Below are 20,813 nucleotides of genomic sequence, written 5' to 3' on the forward strand. Positions count from 1 at the left end.
GCCCTCCTCCTGCCCAACGACCTTATTTCATCAACAACATTTTGCGGGTTTGCTTGAAATCACCCGCGCTGATGCGGTAGAAATACACGCCGGAGGGCAGGCCGTCGGCATGCACGTCAAGCGTGTAAGTGCCCGCCGCCTGCACCGCATCGACCAGGGTGCGCACCTTCTGGCCCAGCGCATTGTACAGCGCGAGCTGCACCCGTCCCGTCTGGCGAAGGGCGTAAGTGATCTTGGTCGAGGGGTTGAAGGGATTGGGATAATTCTGGCTCAGGCGGTAGTGCGCCGGCATGCCGTCGTTGCGATTGTCCGCCACCGCCGTCGGACTTTCGCGATCACCAATCCAGGTGTAAGTCCAGTTGCGCGGCGACTGCCAGGAATTATCGTTGTTGATGGGCGACAGGGTCAGGATGCCATCGCGCGTGTTCGGCGCGTCGGAGTCGTGAATGCTGAAGTCGAGCGGGATGCGCATGCCGTTGACCGGGACAAAGGGGGCGTCATCGCCGAAGGTGATGTCAGTCAGTTTCACGCGCGTCTCGATGATGTAATCGGAGCCAAAGCCTTCGAAGTAGTAATCGCTGGAATCGCGCGTGTAGAGCTGCCGGTTGGAATTGTCGGGGTGAAACAAGCCATCGTAACGGAACTGCAGGGCATAGTCTGGCTTGGCGCCCCGCAGGCGCGCCGCATGCGGCGGACCGGGCCGGCCGTCATACAGGCCGAAGAACATCTCGATGGCGTCATCCTCCCACCAGTTGCCGGCGGGATCGTAAGAAAACACATTGTCGATGGCGTCGACCGCGAAGTAGAAATACACGCTGTCCATCGCCATGTACATGGTGAGGTTCAAATCATCATCGTTGTCGAAAACGCCGATGCCGATGTGGCTGACTGACTTCTTGAAGACGAAGGGTTTGATGCCGCTGGTTTCCCATTCCGTCAGAATGCCGTCCGCCTTGAATTGCGCCGGCGGCTTGAGCGAGATGGTGGCCACGCCTTTGGCGGTGTTGGTGACGCCGGGGAAGGAAACGCCGGGCAGACTGACGTTACCCACCTTGTCAGCGGCCGTGACGGCATAGTAGTAGGTCACCTGCTGATCCACCAACGGATAATACAGATAGTGCACGAACGTCTGGGTGTTTTCGACTATGCCTTCTGCCAGTACTTCCACGCCGGGCGCGTTGATATCGGTGATCGGCTGCTTGCTGGCGTAGACGGTGTACTTTTCGCCGGTTTCGTTGGGCACATCCTGCCAGATCACCAGGTTGAAATTGCCCGCGGCATCGGGCACGGCAGCCACGCCTTTGGGAGCAGGCGGCGGTTCGAAGTCAGTTTGGCGTTTGCCATAGAGTTCGAGATTGTCGAACAGCACCGTGCCGGTGGAGATGGTTCCTTGTATCGCCGGCGCGGCGGAGAAGGCAAACTCATACTTCTTCACCTTGTCCCAATCCAGCTTGCCGTTGCCCGGCACGCCCGACCAGCCGGGATTGGAGAAACCGTCCGCATTGGGGGTCACGCCGGTGCCGCGGTCGTCGAGCGGAATGAGCAGCTTTTTCCAGCCGGCCGCCGCGTCGAGCACGGCGGATGATTCGAAAACCCACTGCTCTTCAGAGTTGTCGCCCTCGCTGTAGTCGTACAACTGGATGCGAAACACGACATTGCCCGGGCTGCTGGAGGGCACCAGGTTGTTGTAGCGCAGGGTCATGTGGGTGTGGCCCTTCATGTCCGGCAGGAAGCTGGTGTCGCTGCCGAATTTCAGGCTGGCAAAACCACCCCAGGATTCGGTGGCATGCACTTTCCAGTCGAATTGGGCCGAGGCAGTCTCGAAGAAATTCTGGTTGTTATTGGTCACGGTGATGCTGCTGGTTCCGGTGCCCGCAAACGAGGCGGGCATGCTGGCGGTGGTGTCGAAGTAGTTGATCACCGGATAGGCATGGCCGGTGAGTTGGAGATGATCGAAATAAATCGTGCCGGTGGAGTTGCCGGAATTCAACCGGTCAGCAGGATTATACAGCGAGCCATCGATCGACCATTCGATCTTCCAGGCTTTGATCGATTCCAGATCGAGTTGGCCGTTGCCGGCGGCGCCCGCCCAGCCGGGCAGCCACACGCCCTGGTCCGACTGCGTGCCGACGTCTTTCAGCGGCAACACCAGCTCGTTCCATCCCGGCTGGGTATCGAGAATGTAGAAATGCGAGTACCAATACTCGGCTTGTGCGATATTCGCCAGGGTGCGGTCGGCAACCGGAACATTGCTCACATCTTTCAGGAGAATACGCAGGTGGGTGGTGCCAGGCTTGCTCTGCGGCACGGCGTTGTAATACCACATCTTAATGTGAGTGAAAGGGGAAAAGTCAAAAACCGCGGTGCTGTCCGCGCCGTGCATGATGTTGACGTAACCACCCCAACTTTCCGCGGCTTGCACCACCCAATCGACTTTGAGCGCGCCGGCGCCCGTCTTGACGAGATCGTTCACGTAGGTCAGTTTCGTGGAGCAGTTCGGTGTGCTCCACGTCATGTTATCAAAGACCCAATACCCCGAGTCCGGGGCGGCATCGAAGGTATCCAGCGCCTCCTGCCCAGCGGCCAGGCCGGGAACGAGCAGGAGCAGCAGCAAAAAATTGTAGCGTCGCATCATTACCCTCCACGCTAAAATTGATGAACAGACTCGTGACTTGAAAAAATTTGTTGCCAGCGAAATCTTGGCTTATCACCTCCTTTTGCTTGTCAGTTTTGGGGAAGAGCTGCACCCAACCCGCCAAACAAACGGGGCCGCAACAGCTTTTCACTTTTGGGTTCCCATGTCTCGTGGACAAAATTCCAACGGGATGGCAGGGCGTTTTTACAGGGCTTATTCCAGCATAAAATTCCGTGACAGACCGCCGACGGCAACCCGGAATTCGCCCGGCTCGACCACCGGCTTGTTGTCGCGCCCGATAAAAGCGAAATCCTGCGGCTGCAACGTGAACGTCACGGTCCGGCTCTCACCCGGCGCCAGATCAATCTTCTCAAAACGTTTGAGGCGCTTGTTGTGCGGCGTGACCGAGGCGTACAAGTCGGTGAGATAAAGCTGCACAACCTCCCGGCCGGCCCGCGTGCCGGTGTTCTGCACGATGACGCGCACGTTCAATTTTTCGCCCATCTTGAGGGTGGCGGGCGAGAGCGTCAAATCACGGTATTCGAACGTGGTGTAGCTCAACCCGTAACCAAAGGGGAATTGCGGCCGATAGACGTGATGTTCGCTGGCATTCTCGCTGGACTTGTGATCATACAACGTCAGGTCGTTGGGGTGGCGCGGATAGGTGATGGGCAGCCTGCCGGAGGGATTCACCTCGCCGGCCAAAACCTCGGCGATGGCCGTGCCGCCCTGCATGCCGGGAAGAAATGCCGCCAGGATCGCCGCACTTTTCTCTTCAATCTCACGAATCAGACGCGGCCGGCCCTGCACCAGCACCAGAATCACCGGTTTGCCGGTCTGCTGCAGTGCCTGCGCCAGCTCGAGCTGGGCGCGCGGCAGGCTCAAATCCGTGATGTTGCCGGGAGATTCACAATAAGCCTCTTCACCCAGACAGACGACCACCGCCTGCGCTGCCTGTGCCGCTTGAACGGCAGCGGCCACGTCGATGAGCTTGTCATAACTCGCGCCCGGCACATACGTGACATTTTGCCTGCCGAATTTTTCCTGCAACGCTTCCAGAATGGTGTGATACTCATGGGGATAAAGCGACTCCTCATTGCCCTGCCAGGTGATGGTCCAGCCGCTGTTGAGCACGCTCAGCTTGTTGGCGGTCGGGCCGGTGACCAGCAACCGGGTTTGCGGCACCAGCGGCAGCAGGTTGTCCTGGTTCTTGAGCAGGATCAACGATTCACGTGCGGCCTGCAGCGCCACGGCGCGGAACTCCGGCGCGGCGAACCCGGCCCGCAGTGTCTTGTCGGGATAGGGATTGTCGAACAAGCCGAGCGCGAATTTCACGCGCAGAATGCGGCCGACCGCTTCATCGATGCGGCGCATGGGCACCGCGCCCTCGCGCACCAGGGCGAGCAGGTGATTATAAAAACTAAAATCAAGCGGCACCATGCTCATGTCAATCCCGGCCATCACCGCCTGGCGCACCGCCTCCTTGGGCGTGGCCGCCACCCGCTCGCGCGTATGCAGGTTGATGATGTCCTGCCAATCCGACACCACAAAGCCCTGGAAGCCGAGCTCGCCGCGCAGTAATTCCGTCAAATAATAATGGCTGGCATGCAGCGGCACGCCGTTGATTTCAGACGAATTGACCATCACCGTGTGCGCGCCGGCCGCAATGGCAGCCTGAAAGGTGGGCAGAAAATACTCGCGCAACATGATCTCGGGAATGTAGGCGGGTGTGCGATCCTTGCCGGTGAGCGGGAAGCTGTAACCCAGATAATGCTTCAGGCAGGCTGCCACCTTGTCTTTGCGGTTGATCTGATTATCCTCTCCTTCCAGGCCCTTGACGTAAGCAACTGCCATGACCCGCGCGAGATGGGGATCTTCGCCAAAAGTTTCAAACAAGCGCGGCCACAGCGGCTGCCGGCCAATATCCAAAACGGGATTGAAATTCCACGGGATGCCGCTGGCGCGCACCTCATAGGCCGTGATGATGCCCTCCTGTTTGACCAGCTCCGGATTCCAGGTGGCGGCCATGCCGAGATGCTGCGGAAAGATGGTCGCCCCGATGGTGTAATTCGCGCCGTGAATGGCATCGATGCCGTAGATGACTGGAATCTTCAAGCGCGTCTCCCGCGTCGCGACCTCTTGAATCTGTGTGATGATCTCATGCCAGTTGTCCAGCGAGTAGGCCGAGCCCATCACGTTCAAAATCGATCCCACGTGATAATCCTTGATGGCGGTGCGCAGCTTGGCGGGATCAAGCTGGTGGGGCTTGCCGGGGGTTTGTGTATCCCTGGAAACCACGTCGATGGTCACCTGCGTCATCTGCCCGACTTTTTCTTCAACCGTCATTTGCGACAACAATCGCTTCACTTGCGCGGTGTAATCGGGGCGGGAATGATTCTGGCCATAAGCGGGGGCGAGACCGAGAACTACGGCACTCGCAAGCAGGAGTAAAGAATGGCGGGAAGTCGTCATCGTTCATCCTTGCCTGGAATCGCAACACAACTCACGCGGGCCCAGGCGGCAGTTGCTCGAGTGAGTCAGAGGGATTTGGCGGCGCGCCGCCGGAATCGGAAACCGGGAATTGATTTGATACACAATCGACAAAAATTGCGCCACCTTCCTGGCAGAAAGCAGCTTTTGATATTAAACAGCTTAAGTTCGACAGAACGCTCCGAGCAAAGAAAAATTTATCAATTTGATAATGCCGCTGTTATAAATTTGATAATCTGCACTGCAAGTCCGCAAAGCCGGCGGCACAGCAAGATAGGGCGGCGTTGGAAGCAGCCCCCAAAATCCTCTCCAGAGAATGCAATCCCATGAAAAAGGCGCTTTCGGGAAATGCTTCACTCTTCTTGAGGGTGGAGTCCTACAAAAAAAAGCTTTTTCGTGGGAGTGTATCTTCGTGGCAGAACAAAGGCAGCGGTTTCTCCGCAATCGCCACGAAATACCCACAGGCAGACAGGGATGTCTGCGCTGCGTTTATCACGAAAACTGCAGGCCTGCCCCGGCCACGAAAATGAAGCCCCACGGGAAAAGCCATTTCGTGGGAGTCCATCTTCGTGTGAGAAAAGACGAGGCGCCTGCGGCAAATGGGCGAATGTCGCAGTCCGGGCCTCTTCACATTCGAAAAAGGTTTTGCTTGAGTTCGAATGGAATAACTGGCGGAGTTCTGTGAACACGTCATTTCCTCCGGGCAACCGCAGGCCAGCAGGCAAAATTCAGATACCACGAACAGACTGGTTCTCTGTCGATTTGTGTGGGCAAATCGTAATGCGGCATGCGGCCCTGAACCAATTCTCTGGACGCTGATCGACGCCGTGTCGCGCTGATTTTTATCAGTGGCAGGCTGGACAAAGCGGCGTCGCCAAAATCTCTGCGGCCGGAATAGTGTCTTCAGGGTAATTTGCCATGCCGCGCGCGGCACCCATCAGAATGAAAATGAGCTTTCGTAGTAGTGCCTTTCAGGCACCGACCTTAAAGTGTCTACTACAAAAGTGCTGTTCATTGCGCCGGCGGTCGCAATCTTTGCAGAAACACCCTGGCCGGCTGGAAAGTGGGATCTTCGCGCAGCAAGCCGGTCAGGAGCTCGGCAGCCCGGGCCGGGTCACCGGCATCGGCATGAAACCCGGCGAGATAAAATTTCGCATTTTGCCGTTCCTGGTGAGTGAGATCAGCTTGTTCGAGCGCCGCCCGCATCGTTTCACATGCCGCCGCGAGCTTTTGCTGGCGCCATTGTGCGATCGCGATTTGGTAAAGCAACATGCCTTTGTGGTCGGAGTATGGCAGGGTTTTCCGAAGGTAGAATTCCCGCATATCCCACGCGCCCTCCTGCTCGTAGGTCCTGGCCACCTGCTGGTAGGGATAAGGATCCTCCGGTGCGAAGACACTGACCGCCAGATATTCCCGGCGTGCCCGTGCGAAATTGCCCCGCTGCCAATAGACTTCCGCCATGCGATAATGCGCCCGCGACCAGACATTGTCCCTCAGCAAATAATCCCGGACAATGGGCAGGGTGGCGGGATCGCCATAAGGCCGGTAGTCGTGGAATGAGACCGGCTTCTCCGGGAAAGGCCAGCGATGCGTCATTTCGAGAATCTTCATCAGGCCGATGTCCCAATCGAGGTCGGTGACATAATAAGGCTGATCCGCCGGCTGAAACTGCGGCACCGGATCGGTCAGCCACCCGCCGGCACGAATGGCCTCGTAAAAGCCGGTGGCCATGAGATAATAGCCCGGAGGATTGGGATGGAGATGATCGACGAGCAGGTTGTTGCCCAGCAGTCCCTGCGGTGAACGCTGCGCCAGCCGGGAGCGGAGATCAACGCAATGGGCGCGGTACTTCCGTGCCAGCGCCGCGATGATTTGATTGACCTCTTCGCTGGCGCGAAAGCGAATGAGATCGCGGTCTTTCGCACCGGTGAAGAAATGCAGGGCGGCGGTTGAATCGCCCAGGCCGGCGCTGGCCAAACCGCGTTTATACCACAGCACCGCCGCGCTGGAATCCTCCAGCCAGGCGGTGCGATAGGCGCTTTCACTTTCCGCGAACCGGCGCTGCTGCAGCAGGCTGTCGCCGCGGGCCAGGGCCTGCTGGTAGCGCGCACGGGCGTCCGCGGGCAGGGCCGGTTGTTCGCTGGCGAAGGGGGGCAGGTCGCGCAGGTTCGAGAAGAGCGTGCCGATCAAAACCGGCACGCCGCGGCGCGCGCATTCCCGCAAAATCAAAGCGAGATTGTCTTGAAAATTGGCCAGCGTGCGCCGGTATTTCGGCGAGCCGAACACAATGGCCTGGTCGCCAATGACATTGGCCATCAACGAGGGTGGGCGGGCATTTTGTTCTGCTGCGGGCCGCAGCCACGAGATCAAACGCCGCAGCATCTGCACCACATGCAGCTTGTGCAGCTTCAGGTATGTTCGGATCAGCCTGCCATTCTGCCCCAGCGAGATGGTCGAGGCGCTGCCATAGGCGCCGTAAAACTCGTTGTGCCCCATGTAGATGATGATCATATCCGGCTGGAGCGCCAGCATCTCGGGCAGCAGATCGACCACCGTGAAACTGTTGACCGCGGAGATGCCGGCGTTGAGCACTTCGAAGCGGCGCTGCGGATAGGTTTGCGCCAGCAAATAACGAAGCTGCACCGGAAAGGGAACATTGCAATCAAAGGGAAAACCCGCAGTGGTGGAGCCGCCCACGCAGAAGATGCGAAAAACCTCCGGGCCTTTGTGCTTGACGAAGAGATCGGGCTGCATGCCCGGCACGGTTACCCGCGCGGGATCGAAATAGCGCTTCGCCACCCATTGGTTGAGTTGATAGCAGGACTTGCCGGCCCTGACGGTTTCCAAAACAAAAGGCTCGGGCGCAAAGGCACCCAGCAGCCGCAGACCTGCCTCCGCCAGCGCCAGCAGCAGGATTGGCACGAGACCCAGCAGGATCCTGAACACGCGTTGGTGCGCCTTGCCGGGCGAAGCTGCGGGTTTGGTGACAGCAAGTTTGGAGTGACGGGCTCGTTTGGTCATGGACGCTCGGCTCCTGGCAGGGACTCTGGAATAAACCTGACTTTTGCAGCGAAGCTGGCCCAATCCGCGAGAGACGCCGTTTTAATCGTGACGCACAGGGCCCGAGGGGGTGGTGCCTAAAAAATTTTGCCGGCAAACATGCGGTCAACTCCAGCAGGGGTGCACGTCACCCACGCCCTTTCTTCCGGACAACGGCAAGCCAGCATGCAAAATTCAGGCAGCACAACAGCGATTCAACCCTCCGTGTCAGGATCAAACACAAACAATCCACCTACGAAAGCAGAAATCCCGTGGAAAAAGCCATTTCGTGGGAGTCCAGTTTTGTGGGCGAGAAGCCGTGACGCCTGCGGCAAACGGGCGAACTGCGCAATCAGGGCTTCGCCACATTCGAAAAAGATCCTGCCTGACTTCGGACGGAATAACTGGCGGAGCTTGGTGAACACGCCATTTCTTCCAGGGAACAGCAAGCCGCATGCAACATTCAGGTTGCATCTGCCTTCCTCGGCGAAAATCTGTGTCCCAAATCTTCGCGACTATGATTGTCATTTCCGCTTAGTCTCTTCTGTTCGAAAACGTTTCAACCGCGGCAGCGCCGGGGTTTCCCAAACGGCGAGGCTCATGAAAAAACCGGGGAATTCGAAGCAACGGCCGGGGCGTTGCAGGAACCGCCGTTGCAAAGGCGGCAATTGGGGATGGCGGTTTGCTCGTATCTTCAAGGTGAAATCTCTGCAGGGGGAGCAAAACGATTCATGCGAAGACGCCGGGCTGCAAAGTTCCTGCAAAGGAGGCCTCCGCGGACGCTTTGCACCTTTGTGACCCGGCGTGCATTTTTGCTTTTTGCTGCCGCCTGGTGCGGCTCGGGCATGCCCCGGTCATGGCGTGTCACCTGGCGATCATCAATTTTCGCACCGCCACCTGTTCGCCGGCCTGCAGGCGGCAGAAATAAACGCCGCTGGCCAGGCCGCGTGCCTGCCAGCGCAGGACATGCTCACCGTGCGACATGTCTCCCTCCCACAACGTCGCCACCCGCCGGCCATCGCCCGCCAAGATGGTGAGCGAGACCCGGCCGCCAGCGGGCAGGTGAAAACGGATGGTGGTTTCGGGGTTGAAGGGATTGGGATAATTTTGCCTCAACGTGAACTGCTCCGGCGGCGTGGTGCGTGCTTCCTTCACGGCCACGGCCAGACCCGGCAGACTGGCATCCATCCACAAGATGCGCAGATTCACCCAGTGTTTGAGATATTCCACCTCTTCGCGATAGTTCTGCCCGATGTAGGCATTGGGCCAGACGTAGACGCCGAGAATGGGCCAGCGCTGGAAATTGCGCTGCTGGGCCTCCTCCAAAAGCAGGGCGGTGGAATCGATGAAGGCGTGAATCCGCTGCACGTCGAACACGGTTGTGCGCAGGCTGCGCCAGCGTTCGACCAGCAGACGGGCGAAGGTGGAATCCCGCACCAGGCGCGGCCACCAGAAAGGAATTTGAAAGCCGTCGGATTCCACACGAAAGTCGACCTGCCAGCCGTAGATTTTGGCACCGTCGTAGTAATCGGCATTGCCGAAGGCCAAATCATAATCCCACACCGGGCCCATGGTCAGCCGGCCGTTCTTGCTGTCGCGATCCTTGTGCATGAACGCGCTCAGGCGGTAGCCGTCCACATTGCGGGAGACTTCGTTGATCAGGAAATAGTCAACCGCGGCGGCCGGATCGAGCAAGGTCAGGTAGCCAGTCTGCGGATGATTGTAATCCGGACCGGCCATCAGGCTCTCGAAACGGTGGATGAAATCCTGGATGTAGCTTTGTTGCGCCGGCACGAGGTCATCGGGATCGGGATAGTCGTACTGGTAATAAATGCGGTGCGGCGAGCCGGGATAGGGCAAAAAGGAGGAGTACCAGCCCTGCGTATCCGAGCCTTCCCGCTTGTCGATTTTGATGAGATAGCCGCCGGTCACCGCATCGCCCGCGACATCGGCCGGCTCGAGCTTGCTGATGTTGACGCGGTTCTTGTCGCGTTTGATTTTCTCCATGAAGATGTAAACGCCGCGGTAGTCGCCATTCAACACCAGTTCACAGAAGCGCGTGCGGCTGGCGTAGCGGCCGAGTTGCCTGGCGAGATGATAGGCCAGCACGTTGCGCATCAGCGTTTTGTCCGAATAGGATGCCGACAGAATCCAGTCGCTTTCGGCCGGCATGCCCATCAGCGCCACATCAATGTCCTTGCCCAGCGAGTCCCGGGTTTCGAAACCGTATTGCTTCTTGGGAAACATCTGCGAGCTGGAGCCGCGGATTTCGATGCCGATCCTGCCGTGATAGTGATTGAAAGGATCGGAAAGATAGTTGCGCCGGCCCGGGCCGTTGTCGATGATGCCCATGTCGGCCGTGATCTTGGGCTCGTCCACGATTTCCCGGCCGTGGGTGTCGATCACCACGATCGGCAAATTCGAGGAGGTAAATTCCACCTGCGGCGTTTGCCCTTGGGCAAAAAGCGGCGACAACAAGGCGGCAAGGTACAGCACCGCCGGCGTGGACAAGCGGCAGGCGCTCCGCAGCACCCTGGCAAAGCGTTTCGTCAACATGGCAACCATCCCTTCACAGCATGTCGCTGCTCATTTCAAATGGGTTAGCTTGCGGGTGGCGACCGTCCGGCCCTCCACCTGCAGGCGGAGGAAGTAGATGCCAGCCGGCCAATTCATGGCCGCGAGCCGCAGGGTGTGCGTGCCGGCGGTGCGAAATTCCCGCAGTACCTCCTGCACAACTTTCCCCTGCACGTCAATGACCGTGATCCCGATGCGGCCGGGCGCGGCCAGGGAATATGCAATTTGGGTCGCAGAATTGAAAGGATTGGGAAAAGCTGCAAGCTGAAAGTCGGTGGGCGGCGCGGATGCCCCGGTCACTGCACTGGGCAGCGCAGCGATCATCAGACCGTTGAGCAGCGTCCTGCCGGCCACCGGTTTGAAATAAAGATCGAGGCGGCCGTCGGTGACGCTGAGACTGGCGAGGGTCATTTCCAAGGCACGGTTCGGACCGGCGAGCGCGAAGGGATCGAGATTGTCAAAAACCAGGCGGCCCTCCGCCCACACCTCGAACACCCGCTGGCCGGGGGCTTGCGCGAGCGTCTCCGCCAGCAGCAGCGTCACCTGATAATTGCCGGGCGCCAGCCGCACGTGATAGAACGTCAAACCTTCACGGCCGGAGAGAAAAACATCCGGATGCGCGGTTCCGGAAATCGGCGTGCCGGCGGGCGCCGTGCTGATGCTGCCGCCGACCGCGCCATATTCCAACCGTTCCTGCCACACTTGATCCGGCAGAAAACCCTCCTGCCCCTCGCCACCAACATTGATGTGCAGCGGCAGCGGCGGCGCCACTTTCATGCTGGTGTATTGCAGACTCATGCGATTGGCCGCAGGCGAGCGGTCTTGCACACCATTCACCACCAAAATGTAGGTGAGTGCGGGATCCAACCCTTCGGTCAGCAACTCGACCGACTTGTTGCCCGGCAGCAGGCGCGCCGCCAGCAAGGTGGCGCCGGGCAAAGTGTAGTTGGCCAGAGTCTCCGCACTGCCCCGCTCCAGTTCCTCCGAAAAGTAAACATGAACGCGCTGATCAAAGCCTCGCGCCCACGCCAAATAGGGCGGCTCACGGTCTTCCTCGATCACCGGGCTGCCGCGATAGCCGGTTTGGGTGCTGGTGGTCAGGCAGAGAATCAAGTAGCCGTTTAGGAAAACGACATTGTCCGGAATAAAGTTGGAATTGTTGCCCTCCCAGGTGTGCGTCGCCTTGCTCCAGCGGTTTTGATCCCACGCGGTGAAATCATCCGTCCACTGCAGGGTGAAATTATCTCCCTGGCCGGGGGTGTAGGCGTAGTATTTGACCCAGTCGTAATAGGCGTAAACCGGCAGCACCGCGGGGTTGAGCGCGCCCGCCCAGTCCACCGCCGCCGGCGGCCAGAGGTTCATCATGATCTTCTGCGGCCGGGTAAGCGTGGCAATGTGGGCTTCAGTCTGGCGGTGCACCTCATAGCCGTCGATGAACCAGGCGACATAGTCCGGCGTCCATTCAATGGCATAAACATGAAAGGCGGCATGCGGGTTGAAGGCGGTCATGCTGGTGAAAACGTGATTGACCTGTCCGGGAGTGATGGTGTTGAACTGCACCTGGTTCTGATGGCGGCCGGGAATCTCGATGTCAATCTCGTTCCAGTTGGCGAGCGGATTGGAACTGCCGTCGTGGAAGGTGAAGAAGGAGGAAATCACGCCGCTGCCGGCCGCGGATTTCATGCGCACCTCGCAGCGGCCGTAGGTGATGGGGGTGCGTGTGCGCAGCTCCGCACCGCGGTAGGTTTTGATCTGGGCCGGCAGAGTGGTGGCCCAGCTCCACGCGCCCAGCAGGGCAAGCATGCCAACCGTTTTTTTCATGTTCGCCTCATCCGGTAAAATAAAACCAGACCGTGGCGACCGCCAGCGCGAGCAGAAGCGAGAGCTGCACGTCCAGGCGCCGCCGCGCCGGATTTTCCTGCGGCCCGCGATACGTGGCATATGTCACATCGACGAGCTGGGCCGCGTTGTGTGCGGGCGCCGTCAGGCTGACCACCACCAAAACCGCGGAGCATATCAGGAACAGGAAAACCGCGAAGTGCAGGAAATTCAGCTCGGCATAACTTTTCAGCAGGCCGGTCAGGCTGTGCTTGTTGATCTCAGCGACCAGCCGGCCGCAACCCAGAACCAGGCCGGTGAGCAACGCCGCCATGGCGCCGCGGCCGTTCAGACGCGGGATGAAGATGCCCAGCAGAAACACCGCCGCGATCGGCGGCGAGATGTAGGCCTGCACGCTCTGCAGGTAGAAATACAACTGGCCGGAGATCAACTTGATGAAGGGGATCCACGACAGGCCCAAAATCACCAAAATGGCGGTGGCCACCCGGCCGACCAGAACCAGTTGCCGTTCCGAGGTGCAGGGATTGAGCTTCTTGTAAATATCCCAGGTGATGAGCGTGGAGCAGGAGTTGAAGACCGAGGCCAGCGAGCTCATCAATGCCGCCAGCAAACCCGCCACCACCAGCCCGCGCAGTCCGGCAGGCAGAAATGCCGCCACCAGAGCCGGCAGGGCATGATCGGGCTTGAGCAGCACCAGACGCCCGGTTTGCACCAGGCAATAGGCGGCAATGCCGGGCAGGACAAAGATGAACACCGGCAGGATCTTCAAATAGCCGCCGAAGATCGCGCCGCGCCGCGCCTGGCAATGATCCCTGGCCGACAGCACCCGCTGCACGATGAGCTGGTCAGTGCACCAATACCACACTCCCAAAATCGGCGCGCCCAACAGGATGCCGGTCCACGGAAAGTGGGGATCAGAGACCGGCTGCCACATGTTGAAGAAACGGCTGCCCGCGATTTCCTGCATCGCGCCCCACCCGCCCACCGCCACCAAGCCGGTCACGGTCACCACCACCGCCCCAAAGATCATGATGAACATCTGCATCAATTCGGTGTAGACCACTGCGCGCAGCCCGCCGCAAACCGTGTACAGGCCGGTGGCCGTCACCACGATCAGCGCGCCCGTCCAGAAATCGATTCCCATCAATGATTCGAACACGATGCCACCGGCCGCTATCGTCACCGAAATTTTCGTCAACACATAGGCCATGATGGAAATCCACGACAGATAGATGCGGGCCGCCGGCGAATAGCGCCGCTCCAAAAACTCCGGCATGGTATAGACCTGGGTCTTCAAATACAACGGCACAAAAACCCATGCCAGGATCAGCAGAATAAGCGAGGCCAGAATCTCGAACTGTGCCACCGTCACCCCGCTGGCCGCGCCCGTGCCGGCCAGGCCCACCATATGCTCCGAGCCGATGTTCGACGCAAACAACGAGGCCCCAATCACGAACCAGCCGACATTTCGCCCCGCCAGAAAGTACCCCTCTGCGCTGTCCACCACCGCCCGACCGCGCGCGGTCGCCCACCATGCGATCCAGAAAAGTGCGCCGAAGTAGAGCCCAATCACCGCATAGTCGAGCGCAACAAGCTGATTCTCCACTTCTTGCTCCCGCTTAATGGCAATCTACGACACTTTCTTAGAGTTGGGACTGGATCATCTCCATGGGTGGAAAATGATCAAGAATGGTGCCATTGCCGGCCGCGGTTTATTTGCTTGAAAATCTTGGGGGCGGGCTCCCCTTTTTCGGGGCAGATTATCAATTCGATAATCCAGGCTTATCGGGATGATAACGGGTGACAAGCGGTGAGGTGGATGAGAGAGGCCAAATTGCCGAGGGGCGAAGTCCGACTTGGGCAGCGGATCGCGACCAAGTTGGACTTCACTCACGTCGCGGCTGCGGGTGAGATGGGTCACTGCCGCCGGCCCGGCTGGTAACTCAACCTGGTTGCGGCATGGAAACCGTATGCGTTTTCAGCCACTCAACAATTTTATCTTGATTCAACAATGAGCTCGCCACGTCTATCGTAAACTGATAAAGCTCGTCATTGCTGATGCCCGATATAGTGAAACCGTTGACTTCCAAAAATCTCAACAAGGCGTACAAAGCGGTGCGTTTATTGCCGTCTGTGAAGGGATGATTTTTGATGAGCAGAAAGAATAAGACAGCAGCTTTACTCCAGAGATCGGGATATAATTCTGTACCGAATACGTTCTGTATTGGCGCAGCAATTGACGCTTCGAGTTTGCCACGATCAGCCAGTCCCCCTGCGCCACCAAAACGTCGTATGGCATAATCATGCAAGGCAATGACTTCGTCAATTGTGAGATAAGTTATCGACATCAGCTCTTTGCCAGCCGTTCAAATACATTCTGGTAGCGATCACCAATCCGTTCAGCCCACTGCAACAATTCGGGCTGATCGGTCTGCGCCCGCAGCGTCACGGTATTGTTGGATTGCTGAATCTCGATCTTGACTTGTGGCCCCAGCAAGAGGAGCATCTCCTGAATGATCCGTACGGCTTCGTCGCGGTTTAAAACGATCGTTTTGCTCATGGTTTGACCCTGCATGAAAATTTCCGTCGTTGCGCGAGTTTGTTGTACCGAAACAACTCATGGTCGTTCAAAAGCCTGCGTCCGCAAGCATGCGGACGGTGAATAATTACACTTTGACAAGAAAAGGGTAAGAAAGTTCTTCCCCAAAATCAACCGGCAATGCCGAGGGGCGAAGTCCGACTTGGGCAGCAGATCGCGACCAAGTCGGACTTCACTCACGTCGGGCGGTGCCGACGCTACATTTTTGCCTGCACCTTCGCGATCAGCGCTTCCTCTCGCTGCACGTCCTTCTCCAAGCCGATTTGTTGGAAAAGCTCGCGGCGGCGGGTGAAATAGGCCAATGCTGGCGTTGGTCGCGGTAGGGACACGGGTTTCCCCGTGCCCCCCGCACAGATCCCGCCGTGCAGTTTTCCTGCAACGGGCTCTTCAGAGATACTCGCTTCCGCAGTCGGCTAAAAGCTGAAACGAAGTCGTTGTTGTCCGAAGCGTCTTTCTGTGATGCGCGGCCGTTCGATGCGGTGGCGATTGATCATCGCCCAGAAGCGCTGTCTCGTGTAGCTCTTCCGTTGACTTCTCCGATTGAGCCATTTGTGCAGGATGCGCATCGCCTGGCGAAAGTATTTGTGCAAGCATTCGTAGTTCCCGATCACGCCATAGTAGTTGTAATGGCCGCGAAGTTTCGCATTAAGCGTCTTTAGAATTTGTCGAATGCCGAGTCCGCGACTCTCGCGGCACCAGTTCGTGTAGTTCTTCAGACCCTGTTGAAACTTCTTTCGAGAGGTGCGAAGCTTGACCATCTTTTCGCCTTTGCGACTGTCGCCCCAGCGAAACTCAAAGCCGAGAAAGTCAAAACTGCTGCCCGCGCTTTCGGGGAAACGATTGAAGCGCACGATGCGCGTCTTCTCCGCCGAGAGCGTCAGGTTGAACTTGCCAAGCCGTTCCGAGAGCATGCGGTAGAATCGTTCCGCGTCTTCTTGATACTCGAAGGCGCAAACAAAGTCATCCGCATGGCGGAGCAGATACGCTGCGCCGCGACATTGCTTCTTCACGACTTTTTCAAACCACAGATCGAGAGCGTAATGCAAGTAGACATTGGCAAGTACCGGCGAGACGATGCCGCCTTGCGGCGTGCCTGTGTCCGGATGCAATACCTTGCCGTCTTGCTCCAAGATGCCCGCTTTCAGCCATTTCTTGATGAGACGCAGAAACCGCCGATCATCAATCCTTTGTTCCAGCATGCGGATCATCCATGCATGGTCGATGTTGTCGAAGAAGCCTTTGATGTCGGCTTCAACGACGAACCGATAGCGCCCAAATCGAAGGTCGTTTCTGAGTGCCCGCACGGCGTCTCGTGCTCCGCGACGGAGTCGATAGCCGTAGCTGCACGGCAGAAAATCTTCTTCGAATATCGCGCGCAGGATCAACGCGACTGCGATCTGGAGCAGCTTGTCTTCCAGAGCCGGCAGTCCAAGCGGACGAAACTTGTTTTCGCCCTTCGGAATCCACTTGCGCAACACCAACTTTGCCCGGTAGCGGCCTTGCTTGAGACGCTCGATCAATGCGCGAACGTTCGTGGAAAAGTGCTTGCCGTATTCCTCGGCGGTCACGCGGTCCACGCCCGTTGCCGCATCTTTGCGGAGAAATTTCCAGCAGTATTGGAAATAGTCTTCCGTGAGCATCGCCGCAAGGTTGCGAAACCGGTACTTCTTCTCGCGCTTCGCCTTGTTGGCTATGCCCTGCAGGGAGGTTTGCACGGTGTTGCCGACTTTGCTCGTTCGGGCCATGTTGTCCTTTGCAGGTTGCGTATCTCTGTCAGCTCCTTCCCCGTGTGCTCTTCCTGCGCACGTGTAGTCGGCTCTCCCGTCTTCAGAGTACTATGAGCTGATCCGACTCCTCGCCGATCGTCGGTTGCTCTTCTTGTGGTTGAGTGTCCCTACCTGCTCATGGATAAATCCGTAGAGGAGGAATCGACAAGGTCTCTTAGGTTCCTAAAGCTTCTCTGCACACGTACCATGCTTTTGTGCAACCCCGGCAGACCCTACGGCGTCTCGCCACAAACTTGCGACGCTTTCGTGTTGGCTTCCGGCGCGCTAAAACCCTGGCCGTCTGCTTTATCATGCTCTAACGGGGCTATATCAAGCTTAAGGACGTGCGGTCTTCCTTACGGCTCATGTGCTGCCCTGTGTACGCCTCGGACGCTTTCTTGGCTTCCGACCGAAATAGATCGTCTGCCTTGTCACATCCGCAACACTCGGTAAGGGTGGTTGGCTAGACCTTGCCCTGCAGAGACTTTCACTCTGCCAGAAACTTTAAGCTTTGCCTAACGCACTAGCGCAGGCATCCTGCCTGCTGAATTTGCCGGGCAAAAAAGCTTCTTTTCCCGCCCGGGCGATGCAGGCAGGAAGCCTCCGCTACGAACTTTTGCAAGCAAGATACCGGCGCTACGGATTCTTGCAGGCAGGATGCCTGCGCTACGGTGCCGGCGCTACGTTTCGGCGCTGCGAGGCCGGCGGAACTTGCCGGGCGAAGAAAAATTTTTACTGCTGCGCTACTCCGGCAGGCTGGAAACCTGCGCTACGAGGCCTGCTGGATTCGCCGGGCAAAAAAGCTTCTTTTCCCGCCCGGGCGATGCAGGCAGGAAGCCTCCGCTACGAACTTTTGCAAGCAAGATACCGGCGCTACGGTGCCGGCGTTACATTTTCGCTTGCACCTCCGCGATCAGCGCTTCCTCCTCATGCACGTCCTTCTCCAAGCCGAGTTGTTGATAGAGCTCGCGGCTGCGGGTGAAATAGGCAAGGGCGGCGGGCCAGTCTTGTTGGGCTTTGGCCACGTAGCCCATGTTGTGCAGGGTGATGGCCAGCCCGGCACGATCGCCCAGCGCTTCCAATATCTCCCGGCTCTTTTGATACCACGCCAGCGCCGCGTCGTACTCGCCACGGGCGTGGTAAATTCCGCCGATGTTATTGTAGGATCTGGCCAGTCCGGCACGATCGCCCAGCGCCTCTTCTATTGCCACGCTCTTTTGATACCACGCCAGCGCCGCGTCGTAGTCGCCACGGGCGCGATGAACTTCGCCGATGTTATTGTAGGAGGTGGCGAGCCCGGCACGATCGCCCAGCGCCTCTTGAATTTCCACACTTTTCTGATACCACGCCAGCGCCGCGTCGTAGTCGCCACGGGCTTTGTAAATCAGGCCGATGTTATTGTAGGATCTGGCCAGGCCGGCACGATCGCCCAGCGCCTCTAGTATCTCCCGGCTCTTTTGATACCACTCCAGCGCCGCGTCGTAGTCGCCACGGGCGTCGTAAATCAGGCCGATCTGGTTGTACATCAAGGCTTCGTTCTTTTTGTTGCCCAAACGCACAAAGGCAGTGGCGCCGGCCAAGAGCCACTTTTCCGCCGGCAGTTTGCGCCAGTAAACCACATCTGTCACCGCGCGGGCAAAATCCCCCACCAGCTCGGCCTGCGCTTTTTCTTCCACCGGCAAGGTTGCCACCCATTCGGCGGCTGCGGCTATGTTGTCCCAATCCACGTCAAAGGCGCGCCAGTGCTCCATGTTGCTCTCTTTGTACTGCCGCGCCTTTGCCAAATAATACTCGGCGTGGCGCCGGCGGCAGGCGTGGGCAGTGGCTGCGGGCAGGGGCGCGTGCTTTTCCAAAAATTGCGCGGTGAGCGAGTGCAGCCAAACCCGCTCATTTTCGGCGTTGAGCAGGGAGCTGTCCACCGCCGCGTTCAGAGCCTTTTCGAACGCCTCCGGTTCTTCGCTGCCATGCACCGCGGCCAGCGCCTCCACCTCCGCGGGCCCGCGAAAGATCGTCATGGTCTGCAACAGAGCCAGGGCCGCCGGCACTTCGGCTTGCAAGGCAGTCAACATGCGGCCCAGCATGTCATTCACCGCAGCCTGCAAATCTTTGCCGGAGAGGGTTTGTAAATGCTGCCGCACCGCCGCGAAGGAGGTGGTGGCCCGCCGCAAATCACCGAGGGCCAGCTCCACCAGTCGGGGATGGCAATGGCAATCGCTCGCGAGATCATGCACCGCGGCGAGCAGGGGCAAGGCAGTTTCGCGATAACCGAGGTGCTGCGCCAGCGCCAGCAGCAGCGGCTTTTCATTTGCTGCCGGCGGCCGGCGCTCGAATTTCAGCAGCAATCTTTCGCCGGACAAATTGTGCACGAGCAGGCAGGCGCTGAACAGGTCGAGCGCTTCCACCGGCAGCAGGCAATTGCCGGCCAGAGTGGTGAGCGGATCCTTGTGCCGCGGCCGCAAGGTGAGCAGCGCCACGCTGCCCTGCCGGGGATCGAGCTGGCGCAAAAAATTTCCCAGTGCGGTGGTGGCAGCGGCGGAAAGCGTTTCCAAATTATCCAAAACCAGCAGCAGCGGCTTGCTGTTCAACAGGCGCAAGGCGGCTTGTTGGCGCTTTTCCGGCATGGCCGCGGCAAGGCAGTCGCTGCCGCACACCGCGTCGATGGTCTGCACGATTTTTTCGACGCCGAAATTTTGCGGGTCGTCTTTGGCGGTGGCAAAGATCACCCCTGCGAAGCGGTGGCTGTGGCGCAGCGCGGCCATGGTGGCGAGGCTGGACTTGCCGATGCCGCCGACACCGGAGAGCGCGATCACCGCCTCGGGTCGCCCGGCCAGCCATTGGCCGATTTGCACCAGCTCCGGGCCGCGGCCGGCAAAGTGGCGGGTGTACTGCAGCAGCGGCAAATTGTGCGGCGGCTCATTGGCAAGGAGCAGAAAATCCGTGGCCGGTTGCGGGGGCAGCGCCAGGGTTTGGTCGCTGAGCTGCAGGAGCGCGAGATTTTGCGCCGCTTCTTCGCCAAATTTGCCGGCTAAAATTTCCTGCGTGGCGGTGAAGGCGGTTTTGAGGGATTGGCCGAGAGCGAGTCGGCTGTAGAAGGTTTCGCTGAAGGTTTTTGCCACGAGGTCGGCAATCGGCGCGTGGGTACCAATTACGCTGGGGATGCCGGCGGCTTGCAGGGCTTGGGCAAGGGGCCGGGTTTCGCAGGCGTTGAGCACCACGAGTTTGAGGCGGGAGTTTTTGCAGGCGGCCACGAGTTCGGCCACGGGCACAAACTGCTCGCGGCCGAATTCGTCTTCCAACGCGAGGCCGGTGGCGCTGCCGTGGCCGATGAAGTGGAGGATTTGATAGGTGCTGTTTTCGTCGCCGAAGGTCAGGGCGTGCCGGAGATTTTCCAGCGTGGGCGGAAACAGGCGCACGACGGCATAGGGCGCGGCCCGGTCGTGCACAGGGTCGCGGCTGTGTTTGAGGGCCTGGCTGAAGCGCTGCCACTCGCCCCAGACGTCCAGCGGCTGGGCGGGCGGGTCATTTTCTGTTTTGCCGCAAACCGGCGCCGCGATGACGACGAGCAGGCGCAGGTAGTGGCGGAGTTGCGGCGAGGACGCAGGAAGTTCCGCTGGCATATTTACCCCTGCAATGTATTGGCAGACTGCAAGCCCAATGTCACCGGCCTTTTCAGGCAAGTCATGCCGGGAAGACGTCTGGCGGAAAGATAAAGATATTCCGATCTCCTGCCAAGTTCCAAAAGAGATATTTTTGCCGTTCACTTTTTCTGTCATTGCTTTGGAATAGTTTTGCCTGCGATTGGTCCGCCTTGATTCAAATTGCAACCTGCGATAAACGGGATGTTTTCCTCCCACGAAAATGACTCCCGCGA

General features: G+C 58.7%; 11 protein-coding genes. All 11 read right to left on the reverse strand.

What is annotated here, in order from left to right:
* Positions 1–22: 22 nt before the first annotated feature.
* Entirely contained in the window at positions 23–2,635 is a 2,613-nt protein-coding gene (locus tag ONB52_20630; GenBank protein MDZ7418539.1) for a T9SS type A sorting domain-containing protein, read from the reverse strand.
* 213 nt (positions 2,636–2,848) lie between these two features.
* A complete protein-coding gene (locus tag ONB52_20635; protein ID MDZ7418540.1) occupies positions 2,849–5,107 on the reverse strand; it encodes a glycoside hydrolase family 3 C-terminal domain-containing protein in 2,259 nt (752 codons plus the stop codon).
* A 1,029-nt stretch (positions 5,108–6,136) separates the two neighbouring features.
* On the reverse strand, positions 6,137–8,146 hold the full coding sequence (locus tag ONB52_20640) for a GDSL-type esterase/lipase family protein (GenBank protein MDZ7418541.1): 2,010 nt from the start codon (positions 8,144–8,146) through the stop codon (positions 6,137–6,139).
* Between the two features lie 882 nt (positions 8,147–9,028).
* Positions 9,029–10,720 (reverse strand): CotH kinase family protein, encoded by a 1,692-nt coding sequence (locus tag ONB52_20645; protein MDZ7418542.1) that lies wholly within the window; start codon positions 10,718–10,720, stop codon positions 9,029–9,031.
* 30 nt (positions 10,721–10,750) lie between these two features.
* The gene (locus tag ONB52_20650; GenBank protein MDZ7418543.1) at positions 10,751–12,559 is read right to left on the reverse strand and encodes a family 16 glycosylhydrolase; all 1,809 of its coding nucleotides are present in this window, start codon (positions 12,557–12,559) and stop codon (positions 10,751–10,753) included.
* Positions 12,560–12,566: 7 nt separating this feature from the next.
* The gene (locus tag ONB52_20655) at positions 12,567–14,183 is read right to left on the reverse strand and encodes a sodium:solute symporter (protein ID MDZ7418544.1); all 1,617 of its coding nucleotides are present in this window, start codon (positions 14,181–14,183) and stop codon (positions 12,567–12,569) included.
* A gap of 337 nt (positions 14,184–14,520) precedes the next feature.
* Entirely contained in the window at positions 14,521–14,925 is a 405-nt protein-coding gene (locus ONB52_20660) for a type II toxin-antitoxin system death-on-curing family toxin (protein MDZ7418545.1), read from the reverse strand.
* A complete protein-coding gene (locus tag ONB52_20665; GenBank protein ID MDZ7418546.1) occupies positions 14,925–15,137 on the reverse strand; it encodes a hypothetical protein in 213 nt (70 codons plus the stop codon). Before ONB52_20665 ends, ONB52_20660 begins: the two co-directional genes overlap by 1 nt.
* A gap of 236 nt (positions 15,138–15,373) precedes the next feature.
* A complete protein-coding gene (locus tag ONB52_20670) occupies positions 15,374–15,505 on the reverse strand; it encodes a hypothetical protein (protein ID MDZ7418547.1) in 132 nt (43 codons plus the stop codon).
* Positions 15,506–15,589: 84 nt separating this feature from the next.
* Entirely contained in the window at positions 15,590–16,921 is a 1,332-nt protein-coding gene (ltrA, locus tag ONB52_20675; protein MDZ7418548.1) for a group II intron reverse transcriptase/maturase, read from the reverse strand.
* Positions 16,922–17,829: 908 nt separating this feature from the next.
* A complete protein-coding gene (locus ONB52_20680) occupies positions 17,830–20,559 on the reverse strand; it encodes a tetratricopeptide repeat protein (protein ID MDZ7418549.1) in 2,730 nt (909 codons plus the stop codon).
* Positions 20,560–20,813: the final 254 nt, after the last annotated feature.

The sequence above is a fragment of the candidate division KSB1 bacterium genome, from assembly GCA_034506255.1.
Lineage (GTDB): Bacteria > Zhuqueibacterota > Zhuqueibacteria > Zhuqueibacterales > Zhuqueibacteraceae > Coneutiohabitans > Coneutiohabitans thermophilus.